Source organism: Chryseobacterium sp. 'Rf worker isolate 10' (assembly GCF_050753305.1).
GTDB lineage: Bacteria > Bacteroidota > Bacteroidia > Flavobacteriales > Weeksellaceae > Chryseobacterium.
Genome location: NZ_JBOZOF010000002.1, coordinates 965,512 through 982,807 on the forward strand (window position 1 = coordinate 965,512; position 17,296 = coordinate 982,807).

Genomic DNA, 17,296 nt, shown 5'->3' on the forward strand with positions numbered 1-17,296 from the left:
TTTATTTCAAAACCTCAGTTAGTTGACGGGTAAGGTTTCTTCTTGAAAACTGTTCAATATGCTGCGTGTTTTCGAGAAGGCTGCCGTTTTTCCAAAGTTCAAATTTTTCAAGAATAAACTTCTTTACCGTTTCTGTGTCCTGATAGTTAAAATGTTTGCCAGCCTGTGTTTCTTCTAGGATTTTTGCCACATCCGCTTTGTCCGGACCAAATGAAATAATCTGTTTTCCTGAAGCCAGGTATTCAAATATCTTTCCGGGGATAATTCCTTTTGATGATTCATTTGGGAAATTGGTGATTAGAAGTAGATCAGAATTCTGCATTTCCTCTACCGCCTTACCATGAGAGAGATATCCAAGGTTCAGGATATGATTTTTCAGCTTTGAATTTTCAATAGTCTGAAGGATTTTATCATCGATTCTTCCTACAAATTTCAATGAAAAATTGGCTGCGAAATCAGTGTTTTCTATGATCAGTTCATCAAGTGTTTTCCATAGATTTTCCGGATTTCTGAGTTGTTCCAAAACTCCGATATAACTAAGTGTAAATTTATTTTCAGCCTTTTGCCCTTTCACTTTTTCGTCCGAATCACTTTCATCAAACCCATTCGTAATGCAAACGGCATTAGCTCCTGCTTTTCTGAAGTTTTCAGCATCGGTATAACTTGTTGCCAGCGTGATGTCTGCTTTTTTAAATACAGCGCTTTCAAGCTGACGGTGTTTTTTATCCGAGCTTTTTGTTAATTTCAAGTGTTTGTAATAGGAAATCTCTGTCCATGGATCACGGAAATCGGCAATCCATTTCAGGTTCGGTATTTTATTTTTCAATCCTAAACCAATCAAATGGAGCGAGTGGGGCGGACCTGATGTTACAATGGTATTTATGTTATTTTCTTTCAGGTATTTTTCCAAAAATGTAACGGAAGGTTTTACCCAAAAGACTCTGGCATCCGGAATGAAAAAATTACCTCGCACCCAGATTGAAAGTTTGGATTTCCAGCTTTGATTTTTTCCTACATCAAATTGTCCGGCCTTAAATTTCTTATTGCTTTTATTCAGTTTTTCTGCCAGCTGATAAGGTTCCCATATTTTGGTTCTTACCATCTCAATATTTTCCGGAACATCTTTCATCAGCGTTTCATCCAGCAATGGATAGCTTGGATTTTCCGGAGTATAAATGATGGGTTTCCAGCCAAAATCTGGCAGATATTTTGCAAACTTCAGCCATCTTTGAACACCAGGACCTCCCGCAGGAGGCCAGTAATAGGTAATAATCAATATTTTCTTTTGTTCCATTTATTTACTTTTGTGTCATTCTGAACGAAGCGCAGCGCAGTGAAGAATCTCACTCTATCTCTTCATTGAGAAATCTCCAATCTGGATTGAATTCTTTAATTAAGTTTTCTTTTTTTTGTCTAGTCCAGCCTTTTATTTGCTTTTCCCTTGTTATTGCTATCTCAATTTCATTAAAATGTTCAAAATATATTAAATAAAAGCATTTATATTTTGTGGTGAAACTCTTTTCAGTAGCTTCTGGATTTTTATGCCAATATAATCTATTATTTAAATCGTTAGTAACTCCTGTATATAATACTGTTTTTGTCTTATTAGTCAGTATATAAACATAGTAATTATGTGTACCTAACGTTTTCATATTTAATTTTGAGATTCTTCATTACGCTATGCTTCATTCAGAATGACATACCGCAATAATTATTTTAAGCTTTTTGTTCAGCTGCAATCTCTTTTTTCTTGTTCTTATTCATCCAGAAAATTCCAAAGGCAGCTAACAGGATAAATAATCCGAATGAAAGAAGAGAAACCCATTTCCCTTTTTCAATCACCTCCGGTTCGAAAACCATTCTGATATGGTGATTTCCTGCCGGAACATGCACTGCACGAAGTAAATAATCTGCTTTAATGTATGGAACTTCTTTCTCATCTACCAGCACTTTCCATCCGTGAGGATAATACACTTCAGAGAATACCGCTAATTGAGGGGTCTTCGACTGAGATTTAAATTCAAGTTCGTTAGGCTGATATTTCGTAAGATTGATAAATGCTGTAGAATCTGCCTGAACTGGTTTACCATCAAAATACGATTTATCAGATGATGCGATAACCGCTGTTTTTTTATTATCAACAGTTCCGATAGATTTAATTTCCTGATTAGGGCTATCTACAAACTTCAAGTCGCTTACAAACCATGCGTTTCCATTGGCTTTTGGATTTGGAACAACCTGTGGCTGATCAGGACCTCCGAAAACCAGATATTTAGCATTTAATAAATTTAATACATTAGGTGTTTTTACACTGTCAACATTGTTGATATACTCATTCAATACATCATCATATCTTCTTAGTTTTACAGCGTGATAACCACCGATTGAAGCTTTAAAATAAGAAGTATTAGTCTCACTTGTTACTCCCAGTGTCTGATTGTAAATTCTGTAGTGAGTTTTATCTTTTTCAGCAATGGTTTCCAATGTTTTGTTGATGTTTACATTGGATAAAATAGATTCCAGATTTGGATTTCCCTGAACTTTTTCAGCCAAAAGATCTGAACTTTCTGTCTGGAAAGGATTTTCTGCAAATATTTTATCTACATAGTTTTCATCGTTTAAGTAACGTTTGTTTACAGTCCAAAGATCAAATAAACTCACGACTCCGATTACTACTAAAGCAATATTCTGATTAAGCTTTTTCTTTAAAGTTAAGAACAATGCTGCAGCGGTAATAGCTACATAAATGAAAGCTTTTATGGCGTCTATTCTGAATAATTTATATCTTTCATCTACAAGATAATCGAGTAGGAAAGGAGGGAAATAAGTCTTTTCACCTTCTGTTGAAAACCCTAATAATGATTTTCCAAAGACCAAAAGAATTAATAATAATCCTAAAGTTCCACCACCTACATAAAGAAGAATCTTTTGTTTGTATTCCTCAGTCAGTTTTTCGTCCGTGAAGAATCTGTATAACCCCAGAATGGCAATCAGAGGGAATAATAGCTCTATAACCACTAAGATGGAAGATGGTGCTCTGAATTTATTATAGAACGGCACATAATCAATAAAGAAATCGGATAAAGGCATGAAATTGCTTCCCCATGCCAGTAAAATAGTCAATATAGAAGCACCCAAAATCCAGTAACGGTATTTTTTCGAAGCAAAGAAAAATCCTAACACTGCAAGGAAACATACAATAGCTCCCTGATAGGCAGGTCCTGAAGTTCCCGGCTGATCTCCCCAATACGTCATTCCGCCGAAACCTTTGGAAATTCTGTCCATTTCTGCCTGCGAACCTACATTTTCCTGAACAAGTTCCTGAACTCTGTTCATCATCTCTTTCCCTTCCGGCTCCTGGCTTCCTCCACCCATTAATCTTGGGATGAAAAGGTTTAACGTTTCAAGCTGTCCGTAGCTCCACATCAGCATACTTTCTTTATCCATTCCGGATTTTCCTGAAGTATGGCTGTCGTTATCTAAAATTTGTTTTCCACGAACTGTTTCTTTTACATATTCGGAATTGGCCATGATTCTTTGCGAGTTCATTCCAACCCCGATAATACATGATGCAGCGATAATTCCCGATGAGATCAGGAAGTGCTTCATTGGTGTCTTTTTCTGGATAGCTCTGATCAATTCAGACAAGAATAAAAATCCTAGCGCAAGGAAAAGATAATACGTCATCTGCGGGTGATTGGCAGCAATCTGCAGTCCCATGAAAAGGGTTGTGACGATGAATCCCCAGATGTATTGTTTTCTGATATAAACGAGTAAAATTCCGGCTAGCAGCGGGGCAAAATATTCAATGGTATTTACTTTACCATTGTGTCCGGCTGCAATAATAATATAGAAATAGGTCGAAAGCCCGAAGAAAGTGGCTCCTAAGAGTGCGTATTTCCAGTTTCTGACCACTACCATTCCCAAAAGGAAGAAACCTGCAAAAAGCAGGAAGAGATAATTTACCGGCCTTGGCAGGAAATTCAGATTGCTGTCGATTTTTTTGATGATGTCACCTTTAAACTGGCTTCCCATCTGATAAGTCGGCATTCCTCCAAACATGGAGTCACTCCAATAGGTTTCATTTCCTGTGCTGGCTCTATAGTCGAGCAGTTCTTTTGCTCCTCCTCTGTATTGAACGATATCATGCTGAAAAAGCTGTTTTCCCGTAAATACAGGAGTGGAATATAAAAATGCTAAAACTATAAATACTACTAATGAAGCTGCAATATAAATTAAGTTTTTATTTTTTGCCATGCTGGTTATTATCTTTTATTTCTTGGAAATTTTACCTTTTGTCCTTACTCTCTTTCACCTCTTCATAGTCTACAGTTTCTGCATCCCATTTAAGGTTCTGTTTATTATTCTTATTCGAGTCGTGTATGTCCTGCTGCCCGTTGTTTTTATTATTGTTATTAAAACGGTAACTATAAAATGTCTTAAAGAAGATTCTTTTCAGAATATTCCAGACAAAGAAAATAATAATGGCAGAGAGTACTAACTCAAGAATGTACTTCATAATTTAAAAAATTTAAAGTTCAGGGTTTAAAACTTAAACCCTGAATGCATTTAATTCAGTTATTTTATTTAGCAGATGGGTTTACCATTACGGAAGAATTAGAAACGCTTTTCATAGACTGAGACTGTTTTCCGTCTGAAATAGATTCTATCTGTGTCGTTTTTACGGTAATATTCTGGTTGGTAATCCATCCTGTGCTTTCGTCAAACTTAATGGTTCCGTTCTGAACCAGTTCACTACTCAAGCTGTGAGTAATCGGTCCCTGAGCTTTCTTTTCAGTTTTCTTAGGAATACCTCCGGTTACTGCAATTTCTGCACTTCCGTTTCCTAAGCTTTTCATTACATAATTGGAAGTTACTTTTACGTTTCCGCTTGGATCAGCATTTTCAGAAGTTGACCATTTTTCACCAATTTTTACTCCTTTTTTAGGAATAATCATCAGGTTTTTATGGAACTGATCTTTTAATACTTTTTCGTTGAATGACTGCTTAAGGCTTGCTACTACGCTTGCCTTTTGATTGGCATCTTTGATAAGCGTCCCTACCGCAGTGCCCACTTTAGCATACACAGCATCAAACCCTGTGATGGAAATTACGTTACCTTTTGTATCCATTTTCATGGCAAGTTTGTTTCCGGTAAGCGCTTTGTTTACATTCCAGATCATTTTAAGATCATCTTCTTTAGGAATAGGTAGTTTTGTATCTACCACTACTGTTTTTCCCTGTGCAGACTGAGAATTTCTTTTCGCAACAAGATTAAGGGTCATTTCATATACATTTCCCTTAATATCATTCACTACGAAGTTCATTTCATCTGTAGACTCGCTGGTTGCAGTGATCGATTTTCCCTGAGGATCCGTCATTGTTTTTACATCTCTCTGATAGGTGGTAAGAGGGTAAGTCTTTCCTTTTTCAAGTTTGAAAGTTTGTGTAATAACGCCTGCAGAATCTTTGATTGCCGGGTTTTCTGCTACTTTCGCTACAGAATCAGCAGGTACTTCTACCGTTACTGTTTTTCCTGTTTTAGGATCTACTTTCGTTATTTTTGCTGTTTCTTTTTTACAAGATACAAGAGCTATTGATGATATAAGCGCAAGCGCTGCAATATTCTTCATTTGATTTTTTTAACTTTATTTTTTACTACTATTTCTTATTATATTTTCTGCAATATTATACAGTTTCCCCTGAGATTGTGCATCAGATTCATTAGATAGGACAATGACTCCCATATTTTTTGAAGGGTATATCTGAAGTGCACTTGAAAAACCAAATGTACCTCCGGTATGCCATATAGTCTTACTGCCATCTTCTGAAGTATTAATTTTCCAGAATAATCCGGCTCCCAGTCCTTCGCTTTTTGGCATCGGAGTATGAGATAACTGAACATATTTGTCATCTTTCCCCAGATGATACTCAATATATTTTACCATATCTCCTGTGGTAGAAAGAATTCCGCCTGCAGGAGCAAACACCGTGTTGATATTTCTGGGCATTACTTTGCCTTTTTCACTATAACCATTCAATAGCTTTGCAGAATTTGTACCAATAATGGTTTGATTCATCTTTAACGGTTTCGTGATATATTCAGCAAGTAGATTTTCATAGCTTTTATGATATACTTTTTCCAGGATATCGCCTGCAATCTGTGTTCCTACATTAGAGTATTTAAACTTTGTTCCCGGTATGAAATCAATTTTTACCTGATGAAGATCTTCATAAAACTTCTTTTTTGAATAGTTTTTATAAAAATCAGACAATGCTGTGGCAATAGAATCCATTGGCTTTTTGAAAGTTTCCGACTGATCCGGTAAAAATTGGGGCAGCCCCGATGAATTGTTTGTAAGATCAGCAATCGTTATCGGATGTTTTTCAAATTCAAGATTAGGATAATTTCCGTCTAAATATTTCCGGATATCGTCATCCATTTTAATTTTCCCATCTATTATGGCATGTGCCAGAAGAGTTCCGGTAAATGTTTTGGTGATGGATGCAATCTCGTATGGGCTTTTGGAAGTTGGAAGTTCAGACTTGCCGATTTCCGTGGTTCCATAATTATAAAAATAACTTTTACCATCTTTGAAAACGCCTATTGAAAGTCCTACGCATGCAGGATTCTGCATATAAACGAGAGCTTCTTTTTGAACCATCTTATCAAGTTCAGTGGTAAGGCGGTTGTCTGTAGCTGTATTTTTTGTCTGTGCATTCAAAGCGAATGGTGCAAAAAATAATGGTAAAAGTGATTTTATTTTCATGGTTTTAAGGATTTGGTAACACGGTCATTTTCTGTCTTACCGCTTCATACAAAATCGCCCCACATGCTACAGAAACATTCAGAGATTGAGTTTTTCCTTCAATAGGAAGTTTTATTTTTTCGTCAGCATGATGCAAAACTTCTTTAGAAATTCCGGTTTCTTCATTTCCCATTACAATAGCACATGGCTCTGTGAAGTTCACATCATAGATTAATTTCTGAGCTTTTTCACTGGCTGCATATACAGAAATTCCGCTTTGCTGAAGGAAATCTACAGTATGTGCCAGATTGTTTTCTTTACATATTTTGATGTTATAAATACCTCCTGCTGAAGTTTTTATCGCATCAGAATTGATAGGAGCAGCTCCTTTTTCCGGAATGATAACCGCATCAATTCCTACACATTCTGCCGTTCTGCAGATCGCTCCGAAGTTTCTTACATCAGTAAGCCTGTCCAAAATCAGAAGAAAAGGAGTTTTTCCCTGTTCGAATAACTGTGGAACAATATCCTCCACTTTATGAAACGGTACATCCGAGATAAAAGCGACCACACCCTGGTGGTTTTTTCTTGTAAAACGGTTCAGTTTTTCAACCGGAACATAATTGGGACGGATTTTATTTTTAGCTAAAATTGCTTTTAATTCAGCATAAATAGGACCCTGAAGTGCATTTTGCACAAAGATCTTGTCAATAGTTTTTCCTGCTTCAATTGCTTCAATCACGGGACGCAGCCCGAAAATAAAATCGTCTTTTTTATCTGTCATCTTATTATTTTAAATAGTGAGTTGTAAAATGTGAATTTTCTTTGTAAGTCGATGTAATGGATGTATATTCACATTTGATCATTGACTTGCATAGCAAAATTCACTATCTCCCTTTTTCCCCTAAAATTGCTCTTTTCTGTGCCAGCACATATCCGTAGTGAAGACTTTCGTGCATATTGTTGAAGATAATGGCATCCTGAATACTTTTCAGATCCATTCCGAAACTAGTAGTATATGGAGTATAGTCTGAAAAGAAATCACTGTCATAATCCTTCATTAAAATCTTAGAAGTTTCTGTCAGTAAAAATTCAAGATCTTCTACTTCAGATTTCTGAACATTTAAGTTGGGTAAAGTACCTTTTTTATAGGTTTCAATCCAGTATTTATCAATACGGAAAGGGTTTCCACTCAGGTAATAATGCAGAAGCTGCTGTGTAGCAACAGTATGTGCAATATTCCAGTAGATATTGTTGTTGAAACCATCCGGAATCAGAATCAGATCTTCATGGGATGTATTCTGAAGGACGTCTAAAAGGTTCTTTCTTACCTGTCTGTGCGCTTGAAAATGATAATTCATTTTGCAAAATTTTTAATCACCAAAAATAGTTTAATAAACTGGAAATGACAATTTTTGAGCGGGTGATTAAGGCAAAATTTATATATTTTTATGAAAAAATCGGATAATCCTGTTGAGTTTTAAGACTTCAGCAGTTCTTGACCTTGCATCAATACTGGAATATTTAACAAACTTTAACTCAAAAATAGCATTTATTGTGTTGATTAATGCAAGTATTTATCAGAAATTTACCACTTATTTTAAATCAAGCTATGTCAGAGATATATCAAGCTGAAGATATCCGCCAATTGACGGAAAAAGTAAAGGAAAAAAACTACTTATTTTCTCTTCTGAGACAGGAAATCAACAAAGTTATTATTGGGCAGGAATACATGATAGACCGACTTTTGGTGGGGCTTCTTGGGAATGGTCACGTTCTTTTGGAAGGAGTGCCTGGATTGGCCAAAACTCTTGCGATAAAGACACTGGCTGATGCTGTTCATGGTGAGTTTTCAAGAATCCAGTTCACACCGGATTTACTTCCTGCGGATGTAGTGGGAACCATGATTTTTAATATCAAAGACAATGATTTTTCCATAAAAAAAGGACCTGTATTTGCCAACTTTGTGCTAGCGGATGAGATTAACCGTGCACCGGCAAAAGTACAGTCGGCTCTTTTGGAGGTGATGCAGGAAAAACAGGTGACAATTGGTGATGAAACCATGAAACTTCCAAAACCGTTTCTGGTATTGGCAACGCAGAACCCGATTGATCAGGAAGGAACTTATCTGCTGCCCGAAGCGCAGAGTGACCGTTTCATGCTGAAGTGTACCATCGATTATCCGGCTTTCGAAGATGAAAGACAGGTGATGAGAATGGTTTCAACGTCACATCAGCCAACAGTGAAGCCCGTGATTGCCCTTCAGGATATTGTTGATGCAAAAGAATTGATCAACCAGATTTATCTGGATGAGAAAATTGAAAAATATATCCTGGATATGGTGTTTGCGACACGTTATCCGGAAAATTATGGTCTTTCTGAACTTAAGAACTACATCAGTTTCGGAGCTTCTCCAAGAGCTTCCATTAACCTTGCTATTGCTTCAAGAGCTTATGCGTTCCTGAAAGGAAGAGCTTTTGTGATTCCTGAAGATGTAAAAGCACTGGCGAAAGATGTATTAAGACACAGGATGGGCCTGACTTTCGAGGCTGAAGCTGAAGAAGTGACAACAGAAGAAATCATCAACAGAATTTTAGCAAAAATCCAGGCACCGTAATGAGTGATGTAATAATCAGAAAAGCAGTTCAGGAAGATTGTGCCCCAATGTTGGATCTAATCAGAGAACTGGCAGAATATGAAAAGGCACTGCATGAAGTAACGGTAACGCTGGATGATTTTACCCAGGATGGTTTTGGTGCTTCTCCTGTATGGGGAGCTTTTGTTGCGGAATATGAAGGCAAGATTGTAGGAATATCATTATATTATGACAGGTATTCAACATGGAAAGGAAGAAGACTGTATCTTGAAGATCTTGTAGTGACTGAAAACCTGAGAGGAAAGCAAATAGGAAAGAAGTTATTTGATGCTACGCTGGAATATGGTAAAACCAATGATTACAGCGGAATGGTCTTCCAGGTATTGAACTGGAATGAACCGGCAATCAATTTTTATAAAAAATACAGCACAAAGTTTGATAACGAGTGGTCGAATGTATCCATTGAGTTTAAAGATTAATCCGAAATATTAATCCTGCAACTCAAACATTAAACTTTGAATTTTAAACATTGAATCTTAAACTTGTCTATGCAGATAAAAGATATTGTAAAAAAAGTAAAGCAGATTGAAATCCGTACCAGAAAAAAGACGGAGGCTGCTTTGATGGGGCAATATCACAGTGCCTTTAAAGGGCAGGGGATGACTTTTTCAGAAGTCCGTCCGTATCAGTTTGGAGATGAAATCAGAAGAATCGACTGGAATAAAACCGCACGTTTCCGTGAGCCGTTTGTAAAAGTGATGGAAGAAGAAAGGGAGCTGACGATGATGATTCTTGTAGATATTTCCGCTTCCATGGATTATGGAACAAAAGTTCAGCTGAAAAGAGAATATGTAGCTGAAATTGCAGCCAGTTTAGGGTTTTCAGCAGCTGGAAATAATGATAAAGTAGGATTGATTCTATTTGCTGATAAAGTATATAAAGTAATCCCACCTCAGAAAGGAAGAAAACATATTCTTTCCATCATCAGTAATATTCTGACGGCAGATTATGTTCCTGCAGAATCTAAAATAGACAAAGCCATGGAATATATGATGGGGATTTTTAAAAGGAAATCTCTGGTTTTTCTGTTTTCAGATTTTGAAGATGAATATGATTCCAAAATGTTGAGAGTGGCTTCAAAGAAACATCAGCTGCTGGGAATGAGGATTTATGATGAAAAAGACAATGAAATTCCTGACGTAGGATATGCCCGTTTATATGATGTAGAAACTGGAAAGGAAATATGGGCCAATACTTCCAGTGCAAGATGGCGCTATACTTTTGCAGAAGCTCAAAAACAGAAACTGAGAGCTCTGGAAGAAGATTTTGCCAATAGTTCTGCAAGTTTTATGAATATCAATACCGGCTCGGATTATTCAAAATTATTGTATAATTATTTTCAGAAAAAATAAACATCGGACTCAGTTCGTAACTTAAAAACATCAGGCGTTTGCCTTTATTATTTTAACATTGAGAAAAATACTTTTAATATTATCTTTCCTGATCTGTGCGAATGCTTTTTCACAGATATTATCCTCTAACGTAGAAAAGAAAACCCTTGCTCTGGGAGAAATCAATCATCTTACCATCAAGATAGATAATCTTAATGAACAGCAGGTAACTTCAGCAGCCAAAAATGAACTGCTCCCATTTCATTTTGAAGAAACCAAAGACAGTATAGGACAAAATGCCAATTCTTACGAAAGAAAGATTGAATTTGCTGTTTTTGAGGAAGGAAAATTTACCATTCCGGAACTGGAATTCAAAGTGGGAGATAAAATACTTAAAACCATTCCTTACGAAATTGATGTCATTAATACTGCTCAAAAAGCAGATCAGATCAATGATATCATGAATAATAAGCAGGTGAAACTTGAAGCTAAAGATTACTGGGAGCTTTATAAGTTTTATATTCTTGCGGCATTGGCAGCCATTGCACTCATTATTGCTATTATTATGTTCATAAAATGGGGGAGAAAAGCGAAGGATGCTCCTGTAGTGGCTACCAATCAGACCTTAAAAGAACTGGATTCTCTTAAAAAGAAAAAATATATTGAAGGTGGAAACTTCCGTTCATTCTATGTAGAACTGATCGATATTTCCAGAACCTTCATTACAAAACAATACCGCCTTCCTGCAGATGTACTTCTTACAGATGACCTTATTGATGTTATGAAAAAGAATAATACGATCTCGCAGGATAACGAAAAAATAATTGAAGATGTATTCCTGAGAGGAGATTTGGTGAAATTTGCCAAAACATTCCCTGATCAGGAAACTATGGAAAGAGATTTTGCCAATATCAGAGACTTTGTGAAAAGATCATCCAAAGATTTAGAATTCGAAAACTTAAGAAAGGATGTTTAATTTTGAGTTTTACAGTCCGTGGTTCTTATTACTTTTTCTGCTGTTTATCCCACTTTTAATTAAAGATGCCGGGAGACGCAAAAGAAAAGGGATAAAAGTTCCTACCATAAAAAATATGGATCACAGCGGAGGAATTCAGGGGGTACTTTTTTTACTTAAAATCTCAAAGTATATCATTCTTTCAGCTTTGATTATTGCGATGGCCAGACCGAGAACATTTACGGTTTCGCAGGATAGAGATGATACAAAGGGAGTAGATATTATGCTATCTATTGACGTTTCTTTAAGTATGCTGGCGAAGGATTTGAATCCGGACAGAATTACCGCACTGAAAGATATTGCCGTAAAATTTGTTCAGAAACGTCCGAATGACAGAATAGGAGTCGTAGCGTATGCTGCAGAAGCTTTTACTAAAGTTCCTGTTACCTCAGACCATCAGGTTGTTATTGATGAAATTAAAAACCTGAACTCGGCAGGTCTTGAACCGGGAACGGCCATCGGAGAGGGGCTTTCCGTAGCAGTGAATCATTTGATTAAAAGTAAAGCCAAAAGTAAAGTAGTTATCCTTATGACGGATGGAGTAAGCAATATTCAGAATGCTATTCCTCCACAGCTTGCTGCCGAACTGGCAAAAAATAATAATATAAAGGTATATTCAATCGGAATCGGGACCAATGGTTATGCCCTGATGCCGACATCACAGGACATCTTTGGAGATCTTATCTTTACTGAAACGGAGGTTACTATTGATGAAAATACCTTACGGGAAATAGCACAGACTACAGGAGGAAAGTATTTCAGAGCGACCTCCAACAGCAGTCTGGAAGAAGTATATGATGAGATCAACCAACTGGAAAAATCTGATGTGAAGGTTTCCAAGCTGTACAATTATGAAGAATATTTCAAAATATTCCTTTGGATTGCATTAGCGATGTTGGTGTTGGATGCATTGTTGAGATGGGTGTTTTATAAAATTTTAAGCTGATGAGTTGGTCTTTAGGAAATTATTGGTATTTATTTTTACTGTTGCTTCTGCCGCTGTTAGCTGTCTTTTTGATCCGTTTTTTAAAGTGGAGAAACAAAAAAAGAGAAATTTTTGCAGGCAGTCAGTTTCACGATAATTTATTTGAAAAAAGTTCGGGATTTACAAAGTTTTTTCCTGCTTTATATTTATTAGGGACACTGTTTCTGATCTTTTCTATTATTGATCTTTTGAATGGTTCAGAAGAGGTGAAAAGTACTCAGAAACTGAACAATGTGATCTTCATGCTGGATGTATCCAATTCTATGAATGCCGAAGATATAGATCCAAGCCGTCTTACAGAGGCTAAAAATCTGATGCTGGCTACCATGAAGAAAATGAATAATGATAAAGTAGGTATCGTCATTTTTGCCGGGCATGCAATGTCTATTATGCCTCTTACAACCGATTATAATTCTGCGGAGACTTATATAAGCGGTCTTGAAACAAACTCTATGCAGATTCAGGGAACGGATTTCCTGAAGGGGATGCAGGCTGCTGCTGAGAAATTTAAAAATGTAAGCAAAGGGTCCAGAAAAGTCATCTTACTGAGTGATGGTGAAGATAATGAAGGAAATGATAATGCGACTATAAGATTAGCTAATAAAGAAGGAATAAGCATTACTTCTGTAGGAGTAGGCACAGATGAAGGAGCCCCGGTTCCGGAATATGTTTTCGGACAGCTGATGGGATATAAGACGGATGCGAATGGAGGTACAGTGATTTCTAAGAGACAGACGGAAGCTTTAAAGAAAATGGCAGAATCTACCGATGGAGCTTATATTGACGGAAATAACATCAATGAAGCTCCGGACAGAATTGCAGACGCAATAAATAAGAAGTCTGCAGGTGCTGAAACCATGGTGAAATCTCAGAATGCCAATCATTATTATCAATATTTTCTTGCAGTATCTATTCTGTTTTTCTTTTTAATTTATATTTTTAATCCTAAAAAAGATTTTAATGTATAGATTTCGCTTATTTATAGAAGAAATTCTACAAGTACTTTAACCGAATTTTAACAAATAAAACTCTGTTTCTTAACATATAAAGGAATAATTTTGCAAGTAATGAATACTAAAATCATATTTTTATCGTTTATTGTTGCCATCTCGTTCTCAGGCATCTTGTTTGGGCAGGAAAACTACAGAAATTTAGTTCACGAAGGCAATCAGAAATTTGACGGTAAAGATTATGACGGAGCCTCCTCAAAATATATGGAAGCGATAAAATCTAATGATAAAGATTTTACCGCTCATTATAATATGGGGAATGCTTTGTATAAAAGTAAAAAATACGAAGAGGCAAAGGCAGAGTTTGAAAAAGCTGAAAAACTTTCACAAACCCTTCCCGATAAAACAGCCGTTCTTCATAATTTAGGGAATGCTTACATGCAGATGAACCAGCCGGAAAAAGCCGCTGACTATTATAAAAAAGCACTGAAGCAGGATCCCCACAGTGAGGTAACCAGAAAAAATTATGAGATTGCCAAACTGAAAGAGAAAGAAAAAGAACAACAAAAGAACCAGCAGAATAACTCAGGTAAAGGCGGCGGTGGAAATGATCAGAACAAAGGTGATGATCAGAAAGGCGACAAAGACAAAAAACAGGATCAGGGAAATGGCCCGCAAAACGAAGGTAAAAGCGACCAGGGCGATAATCCTAAGCAGAATCAGAATAATGAAGGCAAAATGCCAAAGAATCTTGAAAATGCGATCTTAGATAAGATAAACGAAAAAGAAAAAGAAACCGCCAGAAGAATTTTAAACAAAAATTCTTATTCGATGCCTGAAAGCAACGAGAAAGATTGGTGATGCAGCACAAATTGATTTACATATTGCTTACCCTCGCATCCGTAATTACTTACGGACAGGTAAATCTTACTTTGGATGCTGATAAATCCGAGTATGCCGGGAAAGATATTGTAAATCTTACTATTGTTCTTGAACTGAACGGAACCGACCTTGTACAGCAGACAGGTTTCCAGCTTCCGGATCTTTCAAAATTTAATATTATAGGAAGTGGATCTGTTACCAACACCGTGATTGATCCCGCTACCAATACTTTAATTACCCAAAAAGTCTCCAGAATTGCCCTTGAACCTAAGAAAAAAGGGAAAATAAAAATTGGTTCAGTTCTGGTGACAGTTAACAATAAAATCTATAAAACAGAACCTTTTGACGTCAATATCCGTGATATTGTAGACAGAAGATCATTAGCAGCCAATACATCCAATGATGTCTACCTGAATATGGAGATTGATGACCGGGATGTATATCAGGATCAGCCTACAATTGCTGTTCTCAGAGTGTATTCAAGAAATATGGATAACCTGAGAAAAGTAAAGAATATTCATCTTCCTCAGCAGGACAATATCAATGTGCATCCTATTAATTTTGATAAATCTGAGATAGATCCGTCAGGATATGGAAATATGCCTTCACAGGTATTGGCAATGTTTATGGTATTTCCAAATGAAGCGGGATACGTGGAAGTTCCTGGTGTGTCAGCTTCTGTAAGTACTTATTCTAACAAAGCCAAGATTGTTTCCAATAAAGTAAAAATTAATGTGAGAAAACTGCCGGAAGGAGCTCCTGAGTCCTTTAAAAATGCAGTTGGAAACTTTAATGTAAATGTATATAATGCTTCCAAAGAAAAGCCGGAAGCCAAAAAACCACTGAATGTTGTGGTGAAAGTTTCGGGTGAAGGTAACTTACCGGATATGGAACTTCCTAAAATTGCAGCCTCTCCGGACTATGAAGTTTTTGCTCCGAAAATCACCTCCAAAGTTTTTCCGGGAAGCACAGGGATGAAAGGTGAGATTCTGGCTAATTATGTTATTATTCCAAACAAGTCCGGAACAATTTCAATCAAAACCGAGCAATTTGCATTCTTTGATCCTGAAAGCAAAGAATATGTAGATTTGGGACAAAAAACACTGGATTTGAACGCTTTTTCTCATGATCAGATCCTGGAAGACCGTTCTACAGTAGAGAAGGTAAATGAGTATACGAATAACCTCCTTGAAACGGTAAATACTCCGGTTTTAAAAACAACCTCTTTCAAAGTAAAAGAAAAAAGTAAGTTCCATTGGAATATCCTTTTAACTAATATTGCCATTCTGATAAGCCTCTTTATCGCTTATTTATTATTTAAAAATTGGCAAAAAAAACGTACATTAGTTAGGGAAACCGTACCGTCAAAACCTTTAGGTTCAGTGGCTGAAACAGAAAAAGAGATCAGAGAATTGCTGAAAACGGATATCAATGATTATTTCGGATATCTGGAAAATCTTAAAGACAACGGAGAGTATGAAAAGTTCTTTATAACACTGGAAGAATTGGATCAGGAAGTAAGAAGCCAGTATTTCCAAGGCTCTACTGCTGAGTTTAAGACTTTTCTTGAAAAACACAAAGGGTCTTCAGTTGCAGAAGAATACAGCAAGCTGCAGCAGAAAGTTCAGATGGAGAAATACAATCCTGTGAAATCTACTGATGCCCTTGAAGAACTTTTGAAAACAATTGTTAATTTATATTCACAAATTAGCAAATAATCAGTTTATTTTCATATTTTTGCGAAATTTTTAATTACAAAGAGATGGAAATTTTTGATGGTTTCTCTATTAAAGAGATCGTTACCAGCTTCATGGTTCTTTTCGCCGTTATTGATATTATCGGCTCAGTTCCTATTATAGTAAGCCTTCAGCAGAAGTTTGGAAAGATTGAAGCCGGAAAAGCTGCAGTTACTGCTGGTGCTATTATGATCGTTTTCCTGTTCGTAGGAAATAAGATCCTTAAGCTTATTGGAGTGGACGTCAATTCCTTCGCAATTGCCGGAGCTTTTGTGATTTTTGTCATAGCGCTGGAAATGATTTTAGGAATTGAAATCAATAAGACAACTGAAGCAAAGGCTGCATCTATTGTACCCATCGCGTTTCCGTTGGTTGCGGGTGCCGGAACACTAACAACTGCACTATCTCTTAGAGCTGAATTTCATGATATTAATATTATCTTCGGAATTGTTCTTAATACAATTTTCGTATATTTGGTGCTGAAATCAGCGAAATGGTTGGAGAGGAAAATTGGGGATGCTACTTTGATGATCCTTCAAAAAGTTTTCGGAATCATCCTTTTGGCAATTTCAATTAAATTATTCACCGCAAATTTTGCCCAGCTGGTGCAGAATTATATTAATTTTTAAGAGTCATGAAGAAGTTTTATAAAGTATTTTTAGTACTGTTCATTGTATTCATCACCATCAATCTTTATGCTATCAACTGGCAGGCAACAGATATCTTAGGAGATGAAGATAACGTTAGGTTTGCATTCTCAGCTGGAGCTGCTGCAATAGGTCTTATCCTGCTTTTCGTAATGGATACATGGAGTAGAATCGGTTTAAAGAAATAATTAAATATTTCATATAGATATAAGCCTCTTTCATTTTGAAGGAGGTTTTTGTTTTTTAGGTGGTAGGGTTTAGGTGGTAGGAATTATGAATTATGAATTATGAATTATGAATTATGAATTATGAATTATGAATTATGAATTATGAATTATGAATTAT

Annotated in this window: 18 protein-coding genes; 10 read left to right on the plus strand and 8 right to left on the minus strand. The window is 36.4% G+C overall.

Annotated elements, in window-relative coordinates; translation table 11 throughout:
* Position 1: 1 nt before the first annotated feature.
* The 8 genes from LKL37_RS14265 to LKL37_RS14300 all read right to left on the minus strand — a co-directional run bounded on the left by LKL37_RS14265 (position 2) and on the right by LKL37_RS14300 (position 8,110).
* Positions 2-1,294: a glycosyl transferase family 1 gene (locus tag LKL37_RS14265; RefSeq protein WP_431611197.1), complete on the minus strand. Its 1,293-nt coding sequence runs from the start codon at positions 1,292-1,294 to the stop codon at positions 2-4.
* A gap of 49 nt (positions 1,295-1,343) precedes the next feature.
* Entirely contained in the window at positions 1,344-1,652 is a 309-nt protein-coding gene (locus LKL37_RS14270; protein ID WP_431611198.1) for a GIY-YIG nuclease family protein, read from the minus strand.
* Positions 1,653-1,716: 64 nt separating this feature from the next.
* Entirely contained in the window at positions 1,717-4,257 is a 2,541-nt protein-coding gene (locus LKL37_RS14275; RefSeq protein ID WP_431611199.1) for a YfhO family protein, read from the minus strand.
* 31 nt (positions 4,258-4,288) lie between these two features.
* Entirely contained in the window at positions 4,289-4,519 is a 231-nt protein-coding gene (locus LKL37_RS14280; RefSeq protein WP_431611200.1) for a hypothetical protein, read from the minus strand.
* Positions 4,520-4,583: 64 nt separating this feature from the next.
* Positions 4,584-5,633, minus strand: a complete 1,050-nt coding sequence (locus LKL37_RS14285) for a DUF6263 family protein (RefSeq protein ID WP_431611201.1) — start codon at positions 5,631-5,633, stop codon at positions 4,584-4,586.
* Positions 5,634-5,648: 15 nt separating this feature from the next.
* Positions 5,649-6,770, minus strand: a complete 1,122-nt coding sequence (locus tag LKL37_RS14290; RefSeq protein WP_431611202.1) for a serine hydrolase domain-containing protein — start codon at positions 6,768-6,770, stop codon at positions 5,649-5,651.
* Positions 6,771-6,774: 4 nt separating this feature from the next.
* Positions 6,775-7,533: a 23S rRNA (guanosine(2251)-2'-O)-methyltransferase RlmB gene (gene rlmB / locus LKL37_RS14295; protein ID WP_431611203.1), complete on the minus strand. Its 759-nt coding sequence runs from the start codon at positions 7,531-7,533 to the stop codon at positions 6,775-6,777.
* 103 nt (positions 7,534-7,636) lie between these two features.
* On the minus strand, positions 7,637-8,110 hold the full coding sequence (locus LKL37_RS14300) for a DinB family protein (RefSeq protein ID WP_089690152.1): 474 nt from the start codon (positions 8,108-8,110) through the stop codon (positions 7,637-7,639).
* Positions 8,111-8,361: 251 nt separating this feature from the next.
* Between LKL37_RS14300 and LKL37_RS14305 the strand changes: the two genes are divergently transcribed.
* From LKL37_RS14305 to LKL37_RS14350, 10 genes are all read left to right on the plus strand, one after another.
* Complete coding sequence (locus LKL37_RS14305) at positions 8,362-9,366, plus strand: AAA family ATPase (RefSeq protein ID WP_089690154.1); 1,005 nt, start codon at positions 8,362-8,364, stop codon at positions 9,364-9,366.
* Positions 9,366-9,824, plus strand: a complete 459-nt coding sequence (locus LKL37_RS14310; RefSeq protein ID WP_431611204.1) for an N-acetyltransferase family protein — start codon at positions 9,366-9,368, stop codon at positions 9,822-9,824. The genes LKL37_RS14305 and LKL37_RS14310 overlap by 1 nt, the downstream gene beginning before the upstream one ends.
* 69 nt (positions 9,825-9,893) lie before the next feature.
* The gene (locus LKL37_RS14315) at positions 9,894-10,757 is read left to right on the plus strand and encodes a DUF58 domain-containing protein (RefSeq protein ID WP_129039333.1); all 864 of its coding nucleotides are present in this window, start codon (positions 9,894-9,896) and stop codon (positions 10,755-10,757) included.
* A 58-nt stretch (positions 10,758-10,815) separates the two neighbouring features.
* Positions 10,816-11,712, plus strand: coding sequence for a BatD family protein (locus tag LKL37_RS14320; protein WP_126651780.1), 897 nt, complete (start codon positions 10,816-10,818; stop codon positions 11,710-11,712).
* A complete protein-coding gene (locus LKL37_RS14325) occupies positions 11,705-12,697 on the plus strand; it encodes a VWA domain-containing protein (RefSeq protein WP_431611205.1) in 993 nt (330 codons plus the stop codon). Before LKL37_RS14320 ends, LKL37_RS14325 begins: the two co-directional genes overlap by 8 nt.
* A complete protein-coding gene (locus LKL37_RS14330; protein ID WP_431611206.1) occupies positions 12,697-13,704 on the plus strand; it encodes a vWA domain-containing protein in 1,008 nt (335 codons plus the stop codon). The genes LKL37_RS14325 and LKL37_RS14330 overlap by 1 nt, the downstream gene beginning before the upstream one ends.
* Positions 13,705-13,803: 99 nt before the next feature.
* Positions 13,804-14,547, plus strand: a complete 744-nt coding sequence (locus tag LKL37_RS14335; RefSeq protein ID WP_431611207.1) for a tetratricopeptide repeat protein — start codon at positions 13,804-13,806, stop codon at positions 14,545-14,547.
* Positions 14,547-16,286 carry a BatD family protein gene (locus tag LKL37_RS14340; RefSeq protein ID WP_431611208.1) on the plus strand — a complete coding sequence of 580 codons (1,740 nt, stop codon included), beginning with the start codon at positions 14,547-14,549 and terminating at the stop codon, positions 16,284-16,286. Before LKL37_RS14335 ends, LKL37_RS14340 begins: the two co-directional genes overlap by 1 nt.
* A 44-nt stretch (positions 16,287-16,330) precedes the next feature.
* A complete protein-coding gene (locus LKL37_RS14345; protein WP_431611209.1) occupies positions 16,331-16,933 on the plus strand; it encodes a MarC family protein in 603 nt (200 codons plus the stop codon).
* A 5-nt stretch (positions 16,934-16,938) separates the two neighbouring features.
* On the plus strand, positions 16,939-17,139 hold the full coding sequence (locus LKL37_RS14350) for a hypothetical protein (protein ID WP_047378522.1): 201 nt from the start codon (positions 16,939-16,941) through the stop codon (positions 17,137-17,139).
* Positions 17,140-17,296: the final 157 nt, after the last annotated feature.

What these genes read in the sequence shown, in the direction of transcription:
- LKL37_RS14265 (WP_431611197.1), bottom strand. Translation starts at nt 1,294, where the DNA reads ATGGAACAAAAGAAAATATTGATTATTACCTATTACTGGCCTCCTGCG.
- LKL37_RS14270 (WP_431611198.1), bottom strand. Translation starts at nt 1,652, where the DNA reads ATGAAAACGTTAGGTACACATAATTACTATGTTTATATACTGACTAAT.
- LKL37_RS14275 (WP_431611199.1), bottom strand. Translation starts at nt 4,257, where the DNA reads ATGGCAAAAAATAAAAACTTAATTTATATTGCAGCTTCATTAGTAGTA.
- LKL37_RS14280 (WP_431611200.1), bottom strand. Translation starts at nt 4,519, where the DNA reads ATGAAGTACATTCTTGAGTTAGTACTCTCTGCCATTATTATTTTCTTT.
- LKL37_RS14285 (WP_431611201.1), bottom strand. Translation starts at nt 5,633, where the DNA reads ATGAAGAATATTGCAGCGCTTGCGCTTATATCATCAATAGCTCTTGTA.
- LKL37_RS14290 (WP_431611202.1), bottom strand. Translation starts at nt 6,770, where the DNA reads ATGAAAATAAAATCACTTTTACCATTATTTTTTGCACCATTCGCTTTG.
- rlmB (WP_431611203.1), bottom strand. Translation starts at nt 7,533, where the DNA reads ATGACAGATAAAAAAGACGATTTTATTTTCGGGCTGCGTCCCGTGATT.
- LKL37_RS14300 (WP_089690152.1), bottom strand. Translation starts at nt 8,110, where the DNA reads ATGAATTATCATTTTCAAGCGCACAGACAGGTAAGAAAGAACCTTTTA.
- LKL37_RS14305 (WP_089690154.1), top strand. Translation starts at nt 8,362, where the DNA reads ATGTCAGAGATATATCAAGCTGAAGATATCCGCCAATTGACGGAAAAA.
- LKL37_RS14310 (WP_431611204.1), top strand. Translation starts at nt 9,366, where the DNA reads ATGAGTGATGTAATAATCAGAAAAGCAGTTCAGGAAGATTGTGCCCCA.
- LKL37_RS14315 (WP_129039333.1), top strand. Translation starts at nt 9,894, where the DNA reads ATGCAGATAAAAGATATTGTAAAAAAAGTAAAGCAGATTGAAATCCGT.
- LKL37_RS14325 (WP_431611205.1), top strand. Translation starts at nt 11,705, where the DNA reads ATGTTTAATTTTGAGTTTTACAGTCCGTGGTTCTTATTACTTTTTCTG.
- LKL37_RS14330 (WP_431611206.1), top strand. Translation starts at nt 12,697, where the DNA reads ATGAGTTGGTCTTTAGGAAATTATTGGTATTTATTTTTACTGTTGCTT.
- LKL37_RS14335 (WP_431611207.1), top strand. Translation starts at nt 13,804, where the DNA reads ATGAATACTAAAATCATATTTTTATCGTTTATTGTTGCCATCTCGTTC.
- LKL37_RS14340 (WP_431611208.1), top strand. Translation starts at nt 14,547, where the DNA reads ATGCAGCACAAATTGATTTACATATTGCTTACCCTCGCATCCGTAATT.
- LKL37_RS14345 (WP_431611209.1), top strand. Translation starts at nt 16,331, where the DNA reads ATGGAAATTTTTGATGGTTTCTCTATTAAAGAGATCGTTACCAGCTTC.
- LKL37_RS14350 (WP_047378522.1), top strand. Translation starts at nt 16,939, where the DNA reads ATGAAGAAGTTTTATAAAGTATTTTTAGTACTGTTCATTGTATTCATC.